At 75.4% G+C, this 17,639-nt stretch carries 15 protein-coding genes; 10 read left to right on the top strand and 5 right to left on the bottom strand.

Features of this window, described 5'->3' with window-relative positions; all coding sequences use genetic code 11:
* Positions 1-43: 43 nt before the first annotated feature.
* Positions 44-1,477, bottom strand: coding sequence for an aldehyde dehydrogenase family protein (locus ACFYOS_RS26655; RefSeq protein WP_387147126.1), 1,434 nt, complete (start codon positions 1,475-1,477; stop codon positions 44-46).
* A gap of 72 nt (positions 1,478-1,549) precedes the next feature.
* Between ACFYOS_RS26655 and ACFYOS_RS26650 the strand changes: the two genes are divergently transcribed.
* Positions 1,550-3,154: a phytoene desaturase family protein gene (locus ACFYOS_RS26650; protein ID WP_387147123.1), complete on the top strand. Its 1,605-nt coding sequence runs from the start codon at positions 1,550-1,552 to the stop codon at positions 3,152-3,154.
* A 54-nt stretch (positions 3,155-3,208) separates the two neighbouring features.
* Here the strand turns inward: ACFYOS_RS26650 and ACFYOS_RS26645 are convergent, their stop codons facing one another.
* Positions 3,209-3,976: a polyprenol monophosphomannose synthase gene (locus tag ACFYOS_RS26645; protein ID WP_387147120.1), complete on the bottom strand. Its 768-nt coding sequence runs from the start codon at positions 3,974-3,976 to the stop codon at positions 3,209-3,211.
* 400 nt (positions 3,977-4,376) lie between these two features.
* On the opposite strand from ACFYOS_RS26645, the gene ACFYOS_RS26640 reads away from it, so the two are divergent.
* The 8 genes from ACFYOS_RS26640 (at position 4,377) to ACFYOS_RS26605 (ending at position 13,052) form a co-directional block, all read left to right on the top strand.
* A complete protein-coding gene (locus tag ACFYOS_RS26640) occupies positions 4,377-6,062 on the top strand; it encodes an HAD-IIIA family hydrolase (RefSeq protein ID WP_387147117.1) in 1,686 nt (561 codons plus the stop codon).
* Positions 6,059-7,033, top strand: coding sequence for a glycosyltransferase (locus ACFYOS_RS26635; protein WP_387147115.1), 975 nt, complete (start codon positions 6,059-6,061; stop codon positions 7,031-7,033). Before ACFYOS_RS26640 ends, ACFYOS_RS26635 begins: the two co-directional genes overlap by 4 nt.
* Complete coding sequence (locus ACFYOS_RS26630) at positions 7,018-8,235, top strand: glycosyltransferase (protein WP_387147112.1); 1,218 nt, start codon at positions 7,018-7,020, stop codon at positions 8,233-8,235. The genes ACFYOS_RS26635 and ACFYOS_RS26630 overlap by 16 nt, the downstream gene beginning before the upstream one ends.
* A complete protein-coding gene (locus tag ACFYOS_RS26625) occupies positions 8,235-8,915 on the top strand; it encodes an SIS domain-containing protein (RefSeq protein ID WP_387147110.1) in 681 nt (226 codons plus the stop codon). The genes ACFYOS_RS26630 and ACFYOS_RS26625 overlap by 1 nt, the downstream gene beginning before the upstream one ends.
* Positions 8,916-8,926: 11 nt before the next feature.
* A complete protein-coding gene (locus ACFYOS_RS26620; RefSeq protein ID WP_387147107.1) occupies positions 8,927-10,342 on the top strand; it encodes a PfkB family carbohydrate kinase in 1,416 nt (471 codons plus the stop codon).
* A gap of 76 nt (positions 10,343-10,418) precedes the next feature.
* Positions 10,419-11,120 carry an SDR family oxidoreductase gene (locus ACFYOS_RS26615; RefSeq protein ID WP_387147104.1) on the top strand — a complete coding sequence of 234 codons (702 nt, stop codon included), beginning with the start codon at positions 10,419-10,421 and terminating at the stop codon, positions 11,118-11,120.
* Positions 11,117-12,085 carry a glycosyltransferase family 9 protein gene (locus tag ACFYOS_RS26610; RefSeq protein WP_387147101.1) on the top strand — a complete coding sequence of 323 codons (969 nt, stop codon included), beginning with the start codon at positions 11,117-11,119 and terminating at the stop codon, positions 12,083-12,085. Before ACFYOS_RS26615 ends, ACFYOS_RS26610 begins: the two co-directional genes overlap by 4 nt.
* A complete protein-coding gene (locus ACFYOS_RS26605; protein ID WP_387147098.1) occupies positions 12,069-13,052 on the top strand; it encodes a DNA topoisomerase IB in 984 nt (327 codons plus the stop codon). The genes ACFYOS_RS26610 and ACFYOS_RS26605 overlap by 17 nt, the downstream gene beginning before the upstream one ends.
* Before the next feature lie 208 nt (positions 13,053-13,260).
* On the opposite strand, the gene ACFYOS_RS26600 is transcribed toward ACFYOS_RS26605, so the two are convergent.
* The 3 genes from ACFYOS_RS26600 to ACFYOS_RS26590 all read right to left on the bottom strand — a co-directional run bounded on the left by ACFYOS_RS26600 (position 13,261) and on the right by ACFYOS_RS26590 (position 16,647).
* Positions 13,261-14,304 carry a helix-turn-helix domain-containing protein gene (locus ACFYOS_RS26600; protein ID WP_387147095.1) on the bottom strand — a complete coding sequence of 348 codons (1,044 nt, stop codon included), beginning with the start codon at positions 14,302-14,304 and terminating at the stop codon, positions 13,261-13,263.
* A gap of 145 nt (positions 14,305-14,449) precedes the next feature.
* Entirely contained in the window at positions 14,450-14,953 is a 504-nt protein-coding gene (locus ACFYOS_RS26595) for a hypothetical protein (protein WP_387147092.1), read from the bottom strand.
* A 62-nt stretch (positions 14,954-15,015) separates the two neighbouring features.
* Positions 15,016-16,647 (bottom strand): RecQ family ATP-dependent DNA helicase, encoded by a 1,632-nt coding sequence (locus ACFYOS_RS26590; RefSeq protein ID WP_387147089.1) that lies wholly within the window; start codon positions 16,645-16,647, stop codon positions 15,016-15,018.
* A gap of 128 nt (positions 16,648-16,775) precedes the next feature.
* On the opposite strand from ACFYOS_RS26590, the gene ACFYOS_RS26585 reads away from it, so the two are divergent.
* Positions 16,776-17,615 (top strand): class I SAM-dependent methyltransferase, encoded by an 840-nt coding sequence (locus tag ACFYOS_RS26585; RefSeq protein WP_387147086.1) that lies wholly within the window; start codon positions 16,776-16,778, stop codon positions 17,613-17,615.
* The last annotated feature ends 24 nt before the right edge of the window (positions 17,616-17,639 follow it).

Genomic DNA, 17,639 nt, shown 5'->3' with positions numbered 1-17,639 from the left:
GGGAGCCCGGGACCGCGCAGGTCCCGGGCTCCGTCGTACGCGCTCACCAGTGGCCGCCGCCCGGCGGCTCGATGTGCACCACCTTCACGGTGCTGAACTCGTCGAGCAGTTCCGGACCGTACCCGAAGCCGTGGCCGCTGCCCCGGCGCGGCTGTGCGGCGCCGCCCGGCGCGCCGCCGAACACCGCGTTGATCTTCACGGTGCCCACCGGCAGCTCCCGCCACGCCCGGTGGGCGTGGCTCATCGACCCGGTCAGCACCGTGGCGGCCAGCCCGTACGGCGAGTCGGCGGCACAGCGCAGCCCCTCGCTGAACGAGTCGACCACGATGACCGGGGCGACCGGCCCGAACGTCTCCTCGCGGACCAGGGCCACGTCGTGCCGGCAGTCGGTCACCACGGTGGCCGGGTAGAAGGCGCCCCGCCCCTCCGGGATCGCCCCGCCGGTCCGTAGCCGGGCCCCCTCGGCCACCGCCGCGGTGACCTGCCCGTGCACGTGGTCCCGGTGCCGCCGGTCGACCAGCGGCCCGAGCTGCGTCCCCGGCTCCCGGCCGGGGCCCATGACCAGCGCCTCGGCCTGCTCGACCAGCGCGTCGACGAAGTCCTCGGCCACGTCCCGGTGCACGTAGATCCGCTCCACCGCGACGCAGATCTGCCCAGCGTTGGCGAAGCAGCCGAGCGCGGCCTGCTCCGCCGCCCAGACCGGGTCGATGCCGCCGTCGACCACCAGCGGGTCGCTGCCGCCGTTCTCCAGCAGCACCTTCGCCCCGGTGCGCGCACCGGCGGCGGCGACCGCCCGGCCGGTGGCGGTGGAGCCCACGTGGGCCACCACGTCGACCTCCTGCTCGGCCAGCGCCGCGCCGACCTCGGCCCCGCCGGTGAGCAGCGACAGCACGCCCGCCGGCAGGGCGGCGTCCAGGGCCTTGGCCAGCAGCCAGCCGGTGGCCGGGGTGCGTTCGCTCGGCTTGTGGAGCACGACGTTGCCGGTGACCAGGGCCGCGCCGAGCAGCCCGCAGGAGACCGCCACCGGGTCGTTCCAGGGGGTGATCGCGGCGACCACGCCGCGTGGTTCGGGAGCCATGAAGTCCAGCGCCGGATGCCCGCCGTGCAGGGTCCGCCCGCCGCGTACCGGGCCCAGCTCGGCGTACTGCCGCAGGGTGCCGACGCCGGCCGCGACACCGCCGCGGGCGTCGTCCAGCGGCTTGCCCATCTCCGCCGTGGTGGCCTGCGCCAACTCCTCGGCGACCGCCTCCACCGCGTCCGCCGCCCGGTGCAGCGCCGCCGCCCGCTCCGCCGGCGCCGTCGCCGCCCACTCCGCTGCCGCGGCCCGGGCAGCCCCGACCGCCTTGGCCACCTCGTCGGCCGTCGCCACCGGCGCGGTGGTCACCCGGGAGCCGTCCGCCGGATCGTGGACGACGAGTTCGCCCCCCTCACCACCCGCGCCCCACACTCCACCTATGAGCTGCGCAACCGTGTACATGCGGCAGTGGATGCCCCGGCCCGGACGAGGCAAACGCGTTTCGCCCGGTAACCCGCCGGGTAGGCGGATCGGATGAATTCGACCGGCACGGCGGGGGCGGACGCCGTCGTCATCGGCGCCGGCCACAACGGTCTGGTGGCCGCGAATCTGCTGGCCGACGCCGGTTGGGACGTGCTGGTGCTGGAGGCCACCCAGGCCCCCGGCGGCGCGGTGCGCTCGGCCCGGGTGACCGCGCCCGGCTACCTCAGCGACCTCTACAGCTCCTTCTACCCGCTCGGCTACGCCTCCCCGGTGCTGCGCCGGCTCGGCCTGGGCCGGTACGGGCTGCGCTGGACGCACGCCCCGGACGTGCTGGCCCACCTGCTCCCCGACGGGCGGGCGGCGGTGATCAATCGGGACCTGGACGCCACCGCAGCCTCACTGGAGACCTTCGCCCCCGGCGACGGGGATCGCTGGCGGCGGGCGTACGCGGACTGGCAGGAGGTGTCCGGGCCGATGCTGGACGCCATCACCTCCCCGTTCCCGCCGGTGCGCGGCGGACTCGGCCTGCTGCGCCGGCTGCGGGTGGCGGGGGCGCTGCGGCTGGCCCGCCGGCTCGTGGTGCCGGTCCGCAAGTTCGGCGACGAACTCTTCGCCGGCGACGGTGGTCCCGCCCTGCTGGCCGGCTGCGCCCTGCACACCGACCTGTCCCCGGAGGAGGCCGGCTCCGGCGTGTACGGCTGGCTGCTCGCCATGCTCGGCCAGCAGGTCGGCTGGCCGGTGCCGGTCGGCGGCGCCCAGAAGATCACGGACGCGCTGGTCGCGCGGCTGGTCGAGCGGGGCGGCCGGATCGACTACGGCGCCCGCGTCGACCGGGTGCTCACCGCCCGGGCCCGCGCCATGGGTGTACGCACCGTGGGCGGTGCCACCTGGCAGGCCCGGAAGGCGGTCCTCGCGGACGTGCCCGCCCCGGCGCTCTACCTGGACCTGGTCGGCGCGGCGCAGTTGCCGCCCCGGCTCGTCGAGGACCTGGCCCACTTCAAGTGGGACGGCTCCACCCTCAAGGTGGACTGGGCGCTCTCCGCGCCGGTGCCGTGGAAGAACCGGGCGGTGGCCAGCGCGGGCACCGTGCACCTGGGCGGGGACCTGGACGGGCTGACCCTGTACTCGGCCGCGCTCGCCCGGGGCGAGGTGCCCCGGGACCCGTTCCTGCTGGTGGGGCAGATGTCGGTGGCCGACCCGCAGCATTCGCCGCCGGGCACCGAGTCGCTCTGGTCGTACACCCACCTGCCGTTCCGACGGCACTGGCGGAGCGAGGAGGTCGCCGCCCAGGTGGAGCGGATGGAGGAGGTGCTGGAGGAGGCGGCACCCGGTTTCCGTTCGCTCATCGTCGGGCGGCACGTGGCCGGCCCGGCCGACCTGGAGGACGCCGAGCCGAGCCTGGTCGGCGGCGCGCTCGGCGGCGGCACCGCGGCCGCGTACCAGCAGCTCTTCCTGCGCCCGATCCCCGGGCTGGGCCGCGCGGACACCCCGGTGGACCGGCTCTTCCTGGCCAGCTCCTCGGCGCATCCCGGCGGCGGGGTGCACGGCGCGCCCGGGGCGAACGCGGCCCGGGCCGCGCTGGCCCGGGACCGCGCGCTCACCGGCGGCCTGTACGCCGGCATGATCGACGCCGCCCACCGGGCGGTCTACCGCTGAACGCGACCGACCCCGGCCGCGACGGCGGCCCGGGGTCGGTGCTGTCCGGCGGGGTCAGCTCTCCAGGTTGCGGTGCTTGGCGCGCAGCTTGAACGGCATCAGCGCGCTCTCGATCTTGGTGGCGGTGGTCATCTTCGAAACACCTTCGCGGCGCTCCTCGAAGCGGATCGGCACCTCGAGGATCGTGTGGCCCAGCCGCGTCGCCAGGTAGTGCATCTCCACCTGGAAGCTGTAGCCGTTGGACTGCACCCGCTCCAGCCCGATGTCGCGCAGCGCGTCGGCCCGCCAGATCTTGAAGCCGGCGGTCAGGTCGCGGATCCGCACCCGCAGCAGGGTGTGCACGTACAGGTTGGCCCAGCCGCTGAGCGCGCGTCGGTACAGCGGCCAGTTCTCGTCCAGCTCACCACCGGGCACGTACCGTGAGCCGATGACCACGCCGGACTGCGTGGCGAGCAGCGCACCGAGCATGCCGGGCAGCGCCTCCGGCGGGTGCGACAGGTCCGCGTCCATCTGCGCGACGAAGTCGGCGCCGTCGGCGAGGGCCCGCCCGATCCCGTCCACGTACGCCCGGCCGAGCCCCTCCTTGCCCGGGCGATGCACCACCAGCACCCGCTCCGGGTGCTCGATCGCCAGCTTGTCGGCGACCTCGCCGGTCCCGTCCGGGGAGTTGTCGTCCGCGACGAGCACCTTCAACCCGGGCAGCGGCAGGGCGAGGAGCCGCTCGACCAGCACCGGGAGATTGCCCGCCTCGTTGTAGGTCGGGACGACGACGGTCAGGCGTGCGTCGCGCCACGGGGAGGGCAACTGCACGGGTTCGATCATCAGGTACATCCTCGGTCAGCCGACAGTTTTCACCTCAGAGGGTAGCTAGTCGCCCCCGCGCGGTCCGCACAGACGCCCGCCCGCAGCTCCGGAGGGCCACCGGCCGACCCGTCCCCCGCGCTCGTCACCGCTGCGACTTCCGCCGGGTGGCGATGTCCGAGAGCCGGTTCAACGTCTCCTTGTTGCGCAGGTGCAGCACCAGGTCGTTCACCATCGCCACCAGATTCCGGTACCCCCGCCCGGTCCGCCGCTAACGACCGCCGGGTTAGCTTCTCGGGGGCGGCGGGTATCGCCGGACCGGGCCGGTGGAGCGCGGTACGGACCGGCCGGCGGACACCGGCGGAGGCGGGCTCCGCCGAAGTTGATGTTTACTCCTCGGGGGGTCGGGAACCCGCCGCCCGTGCGACGGGACCACGAGCGGGATCAGTGCAGGTCAGCCCGGGTTTACCCGGGTGCTGGCCGGATCCCGTCAGGCCTGTACGACGCGGTCCTGCTCGATCGGGACGGCACGCTGATCGAGGACGTGCCCTACAACGGCGACCCGGAGAAGGTCCGGCCGGTGCCCGGCGCGCGGGAGGCCCTGGACCGGTTGCGCGCGGCCGGCCTGCGCCTGGCCGTGGTGAGCAACCAGTCCGGCCTGGCCCGGGGCTGCTTCACCGCCGACGACCTGCGCCGGGTCAACGCCCGGGTGGAGGAGCTGCTCGGGCCGTTCGACAGCTGGCAGGTGTGCCCGCACGGCGAACCGGACGGCTGCGCCTGCCGCAAGCCCGCCCCGGGCCTGCTGCACGCCGCCGCCCGGGCGCTCGGCACCACCGCGGCCCGCTGTGTCATGGTCGGCGATATCGGCGCCGACATGACCGCCGCCGCCGCGGCGGGCGCGGCCGCGGTCATGGTCCCCACTCCGGCCACCCGGTCGGCGGAGGTGATCGCGGCGCCGACCGTCGCGGCGGACCTGCCGGACGCGGTGACCGAGATCCTGCGCCGGACGCGGCTGGTGGCCGCCCCGGCGTCCCCGCCCCGCCGGGGCACCGTCCTGGTGGCGCGCAGTGACGCCGCCGGGGACGTGCTGGTCACCGGCCCTGGTATCCGGGCGGTGGCGGCCGGGGCGCAACGGGTGGTGCTGCTCTGCGGGCCACGCGGCCGGGCGGCCGCCGAACTGCTGCCCGGCGTGGACGAGATCGTCGAGTGGCCGCTGCCGTGGATCGACGCCCCGGCGCCGCGGGTCGACCCGGCCGAGCTGCGTGACCTCACCGACCGGCTCGCCGCCCTGAACGCGGACGAGGCGGTCGTCTTCACCTCGTTCCACCAGTCGGCGCTGCCGCTGGCGCTGCTGCTGCGGATGGCCGGCATCGCCCGGATCAGCGCGATCAGCGACGACTACCCGGGCGCCCTGCTGGACGTGCGGCACCGGGTGCCCGTCGGGGTGCCCGAGCCGGAGCGGGCGCTCTCCCTCGCCGCGGCGGCCGGGTTCGCCCTACCCCCCGACGACGAGCCGGGGTTGCGGCTGCGTACCGACCGGCTGCCCGCCGTGCCGGTCGAGGCCGGGGCGGCGGGCTATGTCGTGCTGCACCCGGGCTCCTCGGTGGAGACCCGGGCCTGCCCGCCCGAGCTGGCCACCCGGATCGTCCGGGTGCTCGCCGCCGCGGGCCACCGGGTGGTGGTGACCGGCGGCCGGGACGAGCGGGAGCTGACCGCCCGGGTGGCCGCCGCCGGCGGCATCGACCTGGGTGGCCGCACCGGCCTCGACGAGCTCGCGGCGGTCATCGCGCGGGCCGGCGCGCTGGTGGTCGGCAACACCGGACCGGCGCACCTGGCCGCCGCGCTGGGCGTGCCGGTGGTCAGCCTCTTCGCCCCGACCGTCCCGTTCGGACAGTGGGGGCCGTACCGGGTGCCGACCGTGCGGCTCGGTGACGCCGGGGCCGCCTGCCGGGACACCCGGGCCACCCGCTGTCCGGTCCCCGGCCACCCCTGCCTCGCCGCGGTGGAGCCGGGTCGGGTGCTGGAGGCGTTGCGGCTGCTGGGCGTCCCCGCCGACGCGCCGGAACCGGTCGGCGCGGTCCCGGTGCCCGGTGGGGTGATGCGATGAACGTCCTGGTCTGGCACGTGCACGGGTCGTGGACCACGTCGTTCGTGCACGGCAAGCACCGGTATCTGGTGCCGGTCACCCCGGACCGGGGTCCGTACGGCCTCGGCCGGGCGCGGACCTACCCGTGGCCGGAGCACGCCGTCGAGGTGACGCCGCAGGAGCTGCGCCGCGCCGACGTGGACGTGGTGCTGCTCCAGCGCCCCGAGGAGTTCGACCTGGCCTGCGAGTGGCTGGGCCGCCGGGTGGGCCGGGACCTGCCGGCGATCTACGTCGAGCACAACACCCCGAAGGGCGACGTGCCGAACACCCGCCACCCGATGGCCGACCGGGACGACCTGCTGCTCACCCACGTCACCCACTTCAACGAGCTGTTCTGGGACAACGGCGGCTCCCGCACCGCCGTGGTCGAGCACGGGGTGGTCGCCCCGACCGTCGAGTGGACCGGCGAACTGGACCGGCTGGCCGTCGTCATCAACGAGCCGGTGCGCCGCTGGCGGGTCACCGGCACCGACCTGCTGACCCGCTTCGCCGAGATCGCCCCGCTGGACGTCTACGGCATGGGAGTGGCCGGGCTGGCCGACCGGCTCGGACTGCCCCCGGAGCGGCTGACCAGCCACGACGACGTGCCGCAGCACGCCATGCACGCCGAGCTGGCCCGGCGGCGGGCGTACCTGCACCTGTGCCGGTGGACCTCCCTCGGGCTGAGCCTGATCGAGGCGATGACCATCGGCATGCCCGTGGTGGCGCTGGCCACCACCGAGGCCGTGGAAGCGGTGCCGCCGTCCGCCGGCGCCCTCTCCACCCGGGTCGACGTGCTGGTCGAGGCGGCCCGGGCCTTCGTCGACGATCCGTCGGCCGCCCGCCGGGCGGGCGCCCAGGCCAGGGCCGCCGCACGGAACCGCTACGGCCTGGAGCGTTTCCTCGCCGACTGGGACCGGCTGCTGGAGGAGGAAGTATGCGCATCGCGATGATCTCGGAGCACGCCAGCCCCCTCGCCGTCCTCGGCGGGGAGGACGCCGGTGGCCAGAACACGCATGTCGCGGAGCTCTCCGCCGCGCTCGCGGCCGCCGGTCACGACGTCCGGGTCTACACCCGCCTCGACGCCGTCGATCTGCCCGCGACGGTCCGCGCCCCGGACGGGTACGACGTGGTGCACGTGCCCGCCGGGCCGGCCGAGCCGGTCGCCAAGGACGCCCTGCTGCCGTACATGCCGGCGTTCGGGGAGTGGCTGGCCGAGCGGTGGCGCGCCGGCGACTGGCAGCCCGAGGTGGTCCACGCGCACTTCTGGATGAGCGGGCTCGCCGGGCTCGCCGCCGGGCGGCGCACCGGGGTGCCGGTGGTGCAGACGTACCACGCGCTCGGCACGGTGAAGCGGCGCCACCAGGGCGCGCAGGACACCAGCCCGCCGGGCCGGGTAGGGCACGAGCGGGAGCTGGGCCGCTCGGTCGACCGGGTGGTCGCCCAGTGCCAGGACGAGGTCGCCGAGCTGGTCCGGATGGGGGTGCCCCGGTCCCGGATGACCGTCGTCCCGTCCGGGGTGAACCTGTCCACGTTCGCCCCGCTCGGCCCGGTCGCCGAGCGGGACGGCACCCGGCCGCGCATTCTCACCGTCGGCCGGCTGGTGGAACGTAAGGGCTATCAGGACGTCATCCGGGCCATCGCGTTGGTTCCCGACGCGGAGTGCGTGGTGGTCGGCGGCCCACCGGCCGGGCTGCTGGAGACCGACCCGTACGCGCTGCGGCTGCGGGCGCTCGCCGAGTCGTGCGGTGTCGCCGACCGGGTCAAGCTGATCGGCGCGGTGCCCCGGGAGGAGATGGGTCGCTGGTACCGGTCGGCGGACGTGCTGGCCGCCGCCCCCTGGTACGAGCCGTTCGGGCTCACCCCGCTGGAGGCGATGGCGTGCGGCGTACCGGTGATCGGCACCGCCGTCGGCGGCCTGATCGACACGGTGGTGCCGGGGCGGACCGGGGACCTGGTGCCGGCCCGGGACCCGGAGGCGCTCGGCGCGGCGATCCGCCGGCTCCTCGGCGACCGGATCCGCCGCTTCGCGTACGCCACCGCGGCCGTGGAGCGGGCCCGGACCCACTACTCGTGGTCGGGCACGGCGGAGCGGCTGGCGGAGCTCTACGGCGAGGTGGCCACCGTACGCCGGCCCACCCGGGTGGTCGCCTGATGGCGGCGACCGGGCCGGCCGTCGGCGGCACGGTGCTGGAGGACCACCTGACCCAGCTGGCCGCCGCGCTGCTGCCGTTTCGCCAGTCGGAGCTGCTGCTGGCCCGCTGGGGCGGGGAGCTGGCGCACCGGCTGGCCACCGGCGGGCGGCTGCTGGTGGCCGGCAACGGCGGCAGCGCCGCCGAGGCCCAGCACCTCACCGCCGAACTGGTCGGCAAGCTCCGCGAGGACCGCGAACCACTGTCCGCGATCGCCCTGCACGCGGAAACCTCCGCGCTGACCGCGATCGGCAACGACTACGGCTACCAGGAGATCTTCGCCCGCCAGGTCCGCGCCCACGGCCGACCCGACGACATCCTCCTGCTGATGTCCACCAGCGGCACCAGCCACAACCTGCTCACCGCCGCCCACGCCGGACGCGACACCGGACTACGCTGCTGGGCCTTCACCGGCCCGGCACCCAACCCCCTCGCCGAACTCTGCCACGACGTGCTCGCCGTCGAGTCCCCGGACAACCAGGTGGTGCAGGAACTGCACCTGGTCGCCACCCACGTGCTCTGCGAGTACGTCGACCGGACCCTGCCCAAGGCGCTTGCCGCCCGGCCGGCCGCCGGACCGGTAAGCACCGGCGTCGAGGTGGTGCTCGGGGACGCCCCCGACCCGGAGGTGCAGGCCCGATGAGGAGGTCGAGCGTGACGGGACCCGTGGTGGTGATCGGTGACACCCTGCTGGACCGGGACGTCGAGGGAACGGTGAACCGGCTCTGTCCGGACTCCCCGGTGCCGGTCCTCGACGAGACCACCTACGTCGACCGGCCCGGGGGCGCCGGCCTCGCCGCGGTGTTCGCGGCCGAGGGCGCGGAGGTCGCGCTGATCACCGCGATCGCCGACGACGCCGGCGGGGCCCGGATCGGCACCCTGCTCGCCGCGACCGGGGTGCAGCTGTACGGGCTCCGGCTGCCCGGCGCCACCCCGGAGAAGATCCGGCTGCACGCCCGGGGTCGGGTGCTGCTGCGGCACGACCGGGGCGGCCCGGCCGGCGAGCCGGGCGAGCCGAGCGAGGCGATGCTGCGCCTGCTCGCCACCGCCTCCGCCGTGCTGGTCAGCGACTACGGCCGGGGGGTCGCCCGGCATCCGGCGCTGCGGGCCGCGCTCGCCGCCACCCGCGCCCCGGTGGTCTGGGACCCGCACCCGCGTGGCCCGGCGGCGGTGCCCGGGGTGCACCTGGTCACCCCGAACGAGTCCGAGGCGCGGGAGCTGGCGAAGCTGCCGCCCGGCGCGTCGCGGCTGGTCACCGCGTCCCGGGGGGCCCAGACGCTGCGGCAGCGCTGGCGAGCCGGCGCGGTGGCGGTGACCCTGGGCGGGGACGGCGCGCTGCTCTGCCACGCCGGTTCCACCCCGCTGGTGGTGCCCGCCCCGGCCGCGGACGGGGACACCTGCGGGGCGGGGGACCGGTTCGCCGCGGCGGCCACCCTCGCGCTGGCCGGGGGCGCGCTGGTCTCCGAGGCGGTGCAGGAGGCGGTCGCCGAGGCGTCCGCGTACGTGGCCGGTGGGGGAGTGGCCGCCGCGCTGCCGGCTCCGGTGCGGACCGCCGCTCCGGTGGTGGTCACCGGCGGCGGGGACCGGATCGGCGCGACCGCCGCCGGCGCGGTCGTCGCCCGGGTACGGGCGGACGGCGGCACGGTCGTCGCCACCGGCGGCTGTTTCGACCTGCTGCACGCCGGCCACGTGGCCACCCTCCAGGCGGCCCGGCAGCTCGGCGACTGCCTGGTCGTCTGCCTCAACTCCGACGCCAGCGTGGCCGGCCTGAAGGGACCGGAACGCCCGGTCATGCCGCAGGGCGACCGCAGCCGGCTGCTCGCCGCGCTGAGCTGCGTGGACGCCGTGATGATCTTCGACGAGCCCACCCCGCACGCCGCGTTGTCCTGGCTGCGCCCGGACATCTGGGTCAAGGGCGGTGACTACGCCACCGGCGGCGGCGAGGAGACCCTGCCCGAGGCGGAGATCCTGGCCCGCTGGGGCGGGCACACGGTGGTGGTGCCGTACCTGGACGGCCGGTCCACCACCGACATGATCGCGGCGGCCCGCGCCGTGGAGGGAGCACGATGAGCGAGCGCAGCGAGCGAATCATCCGGCTCAGCGCGGCCGAGCCTCCTGCCGTCGCCGACCGGAGGGAGGCGGCGGCATGAGGAGCAGTCCGCCCGGGGCCGGCCCCACCGTCCTGGTTACCGGCGGTTCGAGCGGGCTGGGCGCGGCGGTGGTCACCGCGGTCGCCCGGGCCGGCGGCCGCCCCCTCGTGCTGGACCGGCACCGACCCGCCGACGGGGTGCCGTGGGTCGAGTGCGACCTGGCCGACACCCGGGCCGCCGAGGCGGCCACCCGAAACCTGGCGGAACGCTCCGGCGGCCTTAACGCCGTGGTCACCGCGGCGGGCATGGACGTGCCCGGCAAGCTGATCGACGTCCCGGCCGAGACCTGGGAGCGGATCGTCGCGGTGGACCTGCTCGCCACGGCGGCGGTGATCCGGGCCGCGCTGCCCTACCTGGAGGCGTCCCGGGGCAGCATCGTCACCGTCGCCTCCACGCTCGGCGTCAAGGCGGTCAGCGACGCCACCGCGTACTGTGCGGCGAAGTTCGGGGTGGTCGGCTTCACCCGGGCGCTCGCCGCCGAGCTGGCCGGCGCCGTCGGGGTCACCCTGCTCATCCCGGGCGGCATGCGCACCGCCTTCTTCGACGAGCGGGACGCGCAGTACCGTCCCGGGCCGGACGCCGCGCTCAACGAGCCGGCTGACACCGCCGCCGCGATCATGTTCGCCCTCTCCCAGCCGGCCGGCTGCGCCGTCCGGGAGATGGTGGTCTGCGCCGAGCAGGAGTCGTCGTACCCGTGATCCTGGTCCTCCGGGCGCTCGGGGTAGGCGACCTGGCGACGGCCGTGCCGGCGCTGCGCGGCCTGCGGTCCGCCTTCCCGGACCGGGAGCTGGTGCTGGCCGCGCCGGCCTGGCTGGCGCCGCTGGCCGACCTGGTCGGCGCGGTCGACCGGGTGCTGCCCACCGACGGCCTGGGCCGCCTCGCGTGGTCCCGGCCGCCGCCGGAGATGGCCGTCAACCTGCACGGCCGCGGCCCGCAGTCGCACCGGATGCTGGCCGCCGCCCGGCCGCACCGCCTGCTGGCCTTTGCCAACGCCGCGGCCGGGCACGCCGACGGCCCCGTCTGGGACGACGACGAGCACGAGGTCCGCCGCTGGTGCCGGCTGCTGCACGGGTACGACCTGCCGGCCGACCCGGCGGACCTGGCGCTGCGCCGCCCGCCCGCCGTCGGGGCCCCGACCGGCGCCACCGTGCTGCACCCGGGTAGCAAGATCCCGGCGAAGCGCTGGCCGGCGGAGCGCTTCGCGGCGGTGGCCCGGGCCCTGGCCGGCCGGGGACACCGGGTGGTGTTCACCGGCTCCGAGGAGGAACAGGAGCTGGCCGACCGGGTTGCCCGGGACGCCGGGCTGCCGCCGGAGACGGTGCTCGCCGGCCGGACCGGCCTGACCGAGCTGGCCGCGCTGGTGGCCGACGCCCGGCTGGTGATCAGCGGCGACACCGGCGTGGCCCACCTGGCCACCGGGTACGGCACCGCCTCGGTGGTGCTCTTCGGCCCGGTGCCGCCGGCGCACTGGGGGCCGCCGCCGGACCGGCCCCGGCACCGCGTGCTCGGGGTCCCGCACCGCGCGAGGATCGACCGGGACCGGTCCGGTTCCGGTGGGGTGGGAACGCACCCGACGTTGGCGGCCATCCCGGTCGATGAGGTGCTGGCGGCGGTGGACGAGGCGGAACGAGCGGTGCGGGTCTCCGGTGCGATTGCGGCGTAGTGATCCGGGCCGGCCGGGATACGGACGGCGGCGGCGCGGCGAGGGCTGGCTCTTCGTCGATCCGAAGGGCGAGCCGGTGCGCGACCCCGACGAGCTGGTCCGGCTGCGCGACCTCGTCATCCCGCCCGCCTGGCGGGACGTCTGGATCTCGCCGTACCCGAACGGGCACATCCAGGCCACCGGGATCGACGCGGCCGGCCGCAAGCAGTACCTCTACCACCCGGCGTGGCGGCAGAAGCGCGACGAGGCCAAGTTCGACCACGTGCTGGAGGTGGCATACCGGCTGCCGATGCTGCGCGAGCGGGTCGACCACGACCTGACGCTGCGTGGGTTGCGCCGGGAGCGGGTCCTCGCCACCGTCACCCGGCTGTTGGACATGGGCATGTTCCGGGTCGGCAGTGACCAGTACGCCACCGGCGACGACCCCACCTTCGGCGTCGCCACGCTGCGCCCCGAGCACGCCCGTTCCCGGGGCGGCTGCGTGGTCCTCGAGTTCCCGGCCAAGGGTGGCATCGAGCAGGTACGCCGGATCGAGGACCCGGAGCTGTGCCAGGTGCTGACCAACCTGCGCCGTCGGCGGCGGGCCGAGGAGCGGCTCTTCGGCTACTGGGACGGCCGGGCCTGGCGGGACGTCCGCAGCGACGAGGTCAACGACTACCTGCGCGACGCCAGCGGCGGGGAGATGACGGCCAAGGACTTCCGTACCTGGCACGCCACCGTGCTGGCCGCCACCGAGCTGGCCACGGCCGGTGCGCAGCGGTCGGCGAGGGCGCGCAAGCAGGCGCTCGCGGCGGTGATGCGCGCGGTCGCCGAGCTGCTCGGCAACACCCCCACCGTGGCGCGCACGTCCTACGTGGACCCCCGGGTGGTGGACCTGTACCACGACGGGGTGCTGGCTCCGGTGGAGCCGGAAATGCCCCGGGAGGCGGTGGAGAAGAGCGTGCTCGCGCTGCTCGCGGAGGCCTGACCGGCCCCGTCCCTCAGTCCTGGGGGGAAGCGCGACGGGGCCGGAGTTCGGTGCGACGGCCGGTGGCCGGGGCGCAGGGGCCGCCGCTCGCGTCGTCCGGCGGCGGTGTCGGCACCGGGCGGCCGCCCGCGACGGTCCGTCGCGGGCGCCTCGCCACGGCCCCCCGATACCAGTGGGCCGCGCCGGTCTCCCGGCGGTCGGCCCGCAATCAGTATGTGCGCTGCGAGTTGACCGCGGACGCCGGAGTGTTGACGATCCGTGCCTGTTCCAGGTGACGGGCCCGGTACGCCATCGGGGTCTCCTGCAGGGCGGCCCGGAACACCCGGCTGAAGTGGGCCTTGTCCCGGAATCCCCAACGGCCGGCGATGACCTGGACGGGTTGGTCCCGCAGCGCGGGGTCGGCGAGGTCGCGGCGGCACCGCTCCAGCCGCTGGTCCCGGACGTACGCGGCCACGGTCGTCTCCTCGGCCTCGAAGAGCCGGTGCAGCGACCGGACCGAGATGTGGTGCGCGTCGGCGATGACCTGCGGGCTGAGCGTGGACTCGCCGAGATGCTGGCGGATGTGGGACTGGATCTGGGCCAGCAGGGCGCGTCGGCGTACCTCGGTGGGCACCGTGTCCTCGGCGACCAGGTGCCGGCCGAGCATGGTCGAGGCCAGGTCCAGCCCGATGCCGGCGAGTCGCTCCGCGTCCGCCACCCGGTACTGCTCCGGGTGGGCGCTGAGCCGCACGAGGTAGTCGGCGAGCAGTGCCCCGATCCCCTCGGTGCCGGGCATCCGGCCGGCGAACAGCGCGGCGAGCCGGCCCTGCGGCAGCGGCAGGGCGTCGTACGGGATGAAGGCCACGACGGAGCTGGCGTGCTCGCGTCCGTGGGCAAGCCCGTGGTGGCTGACCTCGTGCGGGCGGGAGCAGTCGTAGAAGGTGAACTCGCCGGGCCGGCAGGTGCTCTGCTGCCCCTCCTGCTCGGCGACGCCGGTGCCGGAGAGGGTCAGGGCCAGGCAGTAGTAGTCGGGGTCGGAACGCTGGATCAGCTTCCGGGTCCGGACGCAGTCCACGGCGGGGTAGTGGTAGCGGACCAGGCGCAACGCGCCCAGCTCGACGAACTCCGCGCGGGCGACGAAGTCGTCGGCGTGTGCGGTCCGCACCCGCAGCGGCGCGGGCGAGTCGGCGATCATGTCCAGCCACAGCCCGAACCGGTCGGGCGCCGGGACCTGCGTCGTGTCGAAGATGTGTCGGCTCAGCTTCGCGTCCATCGCAACGACCCTCCGGTGGTCCGTCGCCCTCCATCATCGAGGACGCCCCATCCTCCGTCGCTGAGCGACCGAGATGGGGCGTCCGACATCCGTCGTCGACGGCAACGATCCCGTCGGTGGCGCGACCACCGGCAGGCGGGGCGGGTCAGTCGTTGAGCACCTGGGCGAGCCGGTCCCGGAAGCGCCGCTCCGAGTCGCTCACCACGTCGCCGCCGAGGCCCAGGAGGCCGCCGGTCGAAGCGGCGCTCACCACCTGCTCGGCGATCTCCACCAGCCAGTGCCGGTACGCACCGGCCTCCCCCTCGTCCACCTTGGCGGCCAGCAGGTCGGACGCCTGGCCGGCCCGGGCCAGCACGTCGCCGATCATCGCCTGCGGGTCGGCCGGCTCGATGACCGGCAGCTCCGCGCCGGTCTCCGGGTCGCCCACCCGGGCGACGACCTCGCCGGCGACGGCGGCCACCAGCGGGCTGGCCGACTCCCGCCCCGCGGAGATGGTCTCCAGGCCGGCGGCGCTCTCGGCCATGGTGCGCTTGGTGCCGTCGGACTCGGCCGCGCTCGCCGCGGTGAGGACCGCCTGTGGCAGCCCGACCAGCAGGCCCCACTCCTCGTCGGAGAAACCGAACCCGGTGTACGCCGGCTGCTCGATCACGATCAAGCCCCTTTCGCCGTGGTCGTCGTTGTCGACGGGCACCCCGCGGTGCCCGAGTCAGGCTAGTCGAGCGTCAGCAGGCCCTGTTCGGACACCACGCGCACGGACAGCGTCTTGTAGCCCACCTCGTCGAAGAGCACCGTCATCCGGTCCTCCTCGTAGCTGAGCACCAGGCCGGCGCCCCACTCCGGATGCCGGACCTGGCTGTGCACCGGGAACGGCCCGACCGCCCGGTCGTCGGCGACGCTGGTGCCGGAGTGGCAGTTGTCGCAGTGCCCGCAGACCTGGTGCATCTGCTCGCCGAAGTACGCCAGCAGCGCCTGCCCGCGGCAGCCGGTGGTCTCGGCGAAGGCGCGCATCATGTCGGTCCGCGACCGGGTGACGGCCTGCTGCCGTTCCGCCTCGGCGAGCGCCGCCCGGCCGGACTCGGCGGCGGTCGGGGCGTACCGGGGGGCGCCGATGCGCTGACGGGAGCGCGGCTCCGCGGCGCCGATCTGCTCGAGCAGGGAGAGGTACTGCCCGAGCTTGCGCGGACCGAGGCCGGTCAGCTCGCGCAGCTCCTTCCTGGTCCGCGCCTGCTTGCGCAGCAGCGCGGCGAGTTCGCACAGCTCCTTCTCGTCGGGCAGGCCGCCGGTGAAGTACCGCTGCAGGCCGATGTCCTCGGCGCGCCAGAGCAGCAGCACCCGGGCCGGATCGCCGTCCCGGCCGGCGCGGCCGATCTCCTGGAAGTAGCTGTCCGGGGAGTCCGGCAGCGCCATGTGCACCACCCAGGCGATGTTCGGCTTGTCGATGCCCATGCCGAACGCGGACGTCGCCACCATGATGGGTACCTGGTCGGCGAGGAACGCCTCGTGCAGCTCGTGGCGGTCGTTGGTCGGCATGCCGCCGTGGTAGTACCGCGCCGGGAAGCCCGCGTCGGTCAGGCGCTGCGCCAGCTCCTCGGCCGCCCGCCGGGTCGGCACGTAGCTGATGCCGGGCCGCTCGTCGTCGCGAAGCAGGGCGACCAGCCGCCGCCACCGGTAGTCGTCGGTCGGGCAGTGCGCCACCTCGAGGAAGAGGTTCGGCCGGTCCAGCCCGGAGACCACCACCTCGGGGTCGCGCAGCCCCAGCCGGGCGACGATGTCGTCGCGGACCGGCGGGGAGGCGGTGGCGGTGAGGGCCACCACCGGCGGCCGGCCGATGCCCTCGATCAGGTGCCCGAGCGCCAGGTAGTCCGGGCGGAAGTCGTGTCCCCAGGCGGAGATGCAGTGCGCCTCGTCGATCGCCACCAGGGCCGGTTTCAGCGCGCGGACCTCGGCCATCCGGTCCGGGTTGTTCAACGCCTCCGGGGTGATGAACAGGAACTCGGCCCGGCCCTGGCGGACCTCCTCGATCGCCGCGGCCCGCTGGGCCGCGTTCTCGTCGGAGCTGATCCGGACCGCCCGCAGCTCGGGCCGCTGCCGTTCGTTGAGCGCCGCGATCTGGTCCTGCTGGAGCGCGAGCAGCGGGGAGATGACCACGGTGGGGCCGGGGATCAGGCTGGCCGGGATCTGGTAGATCGCCGATTTGCCGGCGCCGGTGGGCAGGACCACCAGGGCGTCGCGTCGCTTCATCACCGCCCGCATGGCGGCCAGTTGGTTGGGCCGGAGTGCGGTCCAGCCGAAGAGGCTCCGGGCCGCGTGGCGCAACGTCGTCGAGTGCGTGGTCAGTCTCATCAGTGGCCGCAGATACCCCCGTCGATCACCGGCGAAACGGACCGGTTCTCCCTGGGGTGTTGACGCCGCCTCGCCGAACACCCATGATGAACAGACGTTCATGAACGTACGTTCATAAGGAGGTCGGCGTGGGGACGGTCCTGAACGAGCACCAGGAGCAGGCCTGGAACGGCTACGAGGGGCGGCACTGGGCCGAGCACCAGGCCCGCTACGACGCCATCAACAGCGGTTACAACGAGGCGCTGCTCGCCGGGGTCCGCCCCGGGGACCGGGTGCTCGACATCGGCTGCGGCAACGGGCAGCTCACCCGCCTCGCCGCCCGGAGCTCCGGCACCGGCCGGGCGGTCGGCGTCGACCTGTCCGCGCCGATGCTGGACCGGGCCCGCGCCTCGGCGGCCGCCGAGGGCGTCGACAACGTCGAGTTCGTCCGGGCCGACGCTCAGATCCATCCGTTCCCGGACGCCGGGTTCGACCTCGCGCTGAGCCGGTTCGGGGTGATGTTCTTCGCCGATCCGGTCGCCGCGTTCGCCAACGTGCGCCGGGCGCTGCGCCCCGATGGGCGGCTCGCCTTCGTCTGCCTCGACGACGTCCGCCGGGGCGACCTCGGCGCGGTGCTCGCACCGCTGGCCGCGCACCTGCCGCCGGCCGGCACCGACGGCACCGCCGCCGGCGAGCCGCTCTCCTTCGCCGACCCGGCCTACGTCCGGAGCGTGCTCGCCGACGCCGGCTTCGTCGACGTGGCCTGCGACGCGCGGCAGGCGACGGGGGTCTGGGGACGGGACGCGACGGACGCCGGACGGTTCCTCGCCGACTGGGGGCCGATCCGGCACCGGCTCGCACCCCTCGGCCCGGCCGTCACCGAGGGGGTCCGGGCCACGCTGGTCGACGCCATGCGCCCGTACGAGGGACTCGACGGCGTGCGCCTGCGCAACGCGGCCTGGCTGGTGACCGCGCGGCGGCCCGACTGACCGCCGGCCGTCGGCCCGACCGGC

Source organism: Micromonospora sp. NPDC005806 (assembly GCF_042871425.1).
Taxonomy (GTDB): Bacteria; Actinomycetota; Actinomycetes; order Mycobacteriales; family Micromonosporaceae; genus Micromonospora.
The sequence above is the reverse complement of the archived record's forward strand: the minus strand, read 5'-3'. Positions and strand labels throughout refer to the sequence as shown.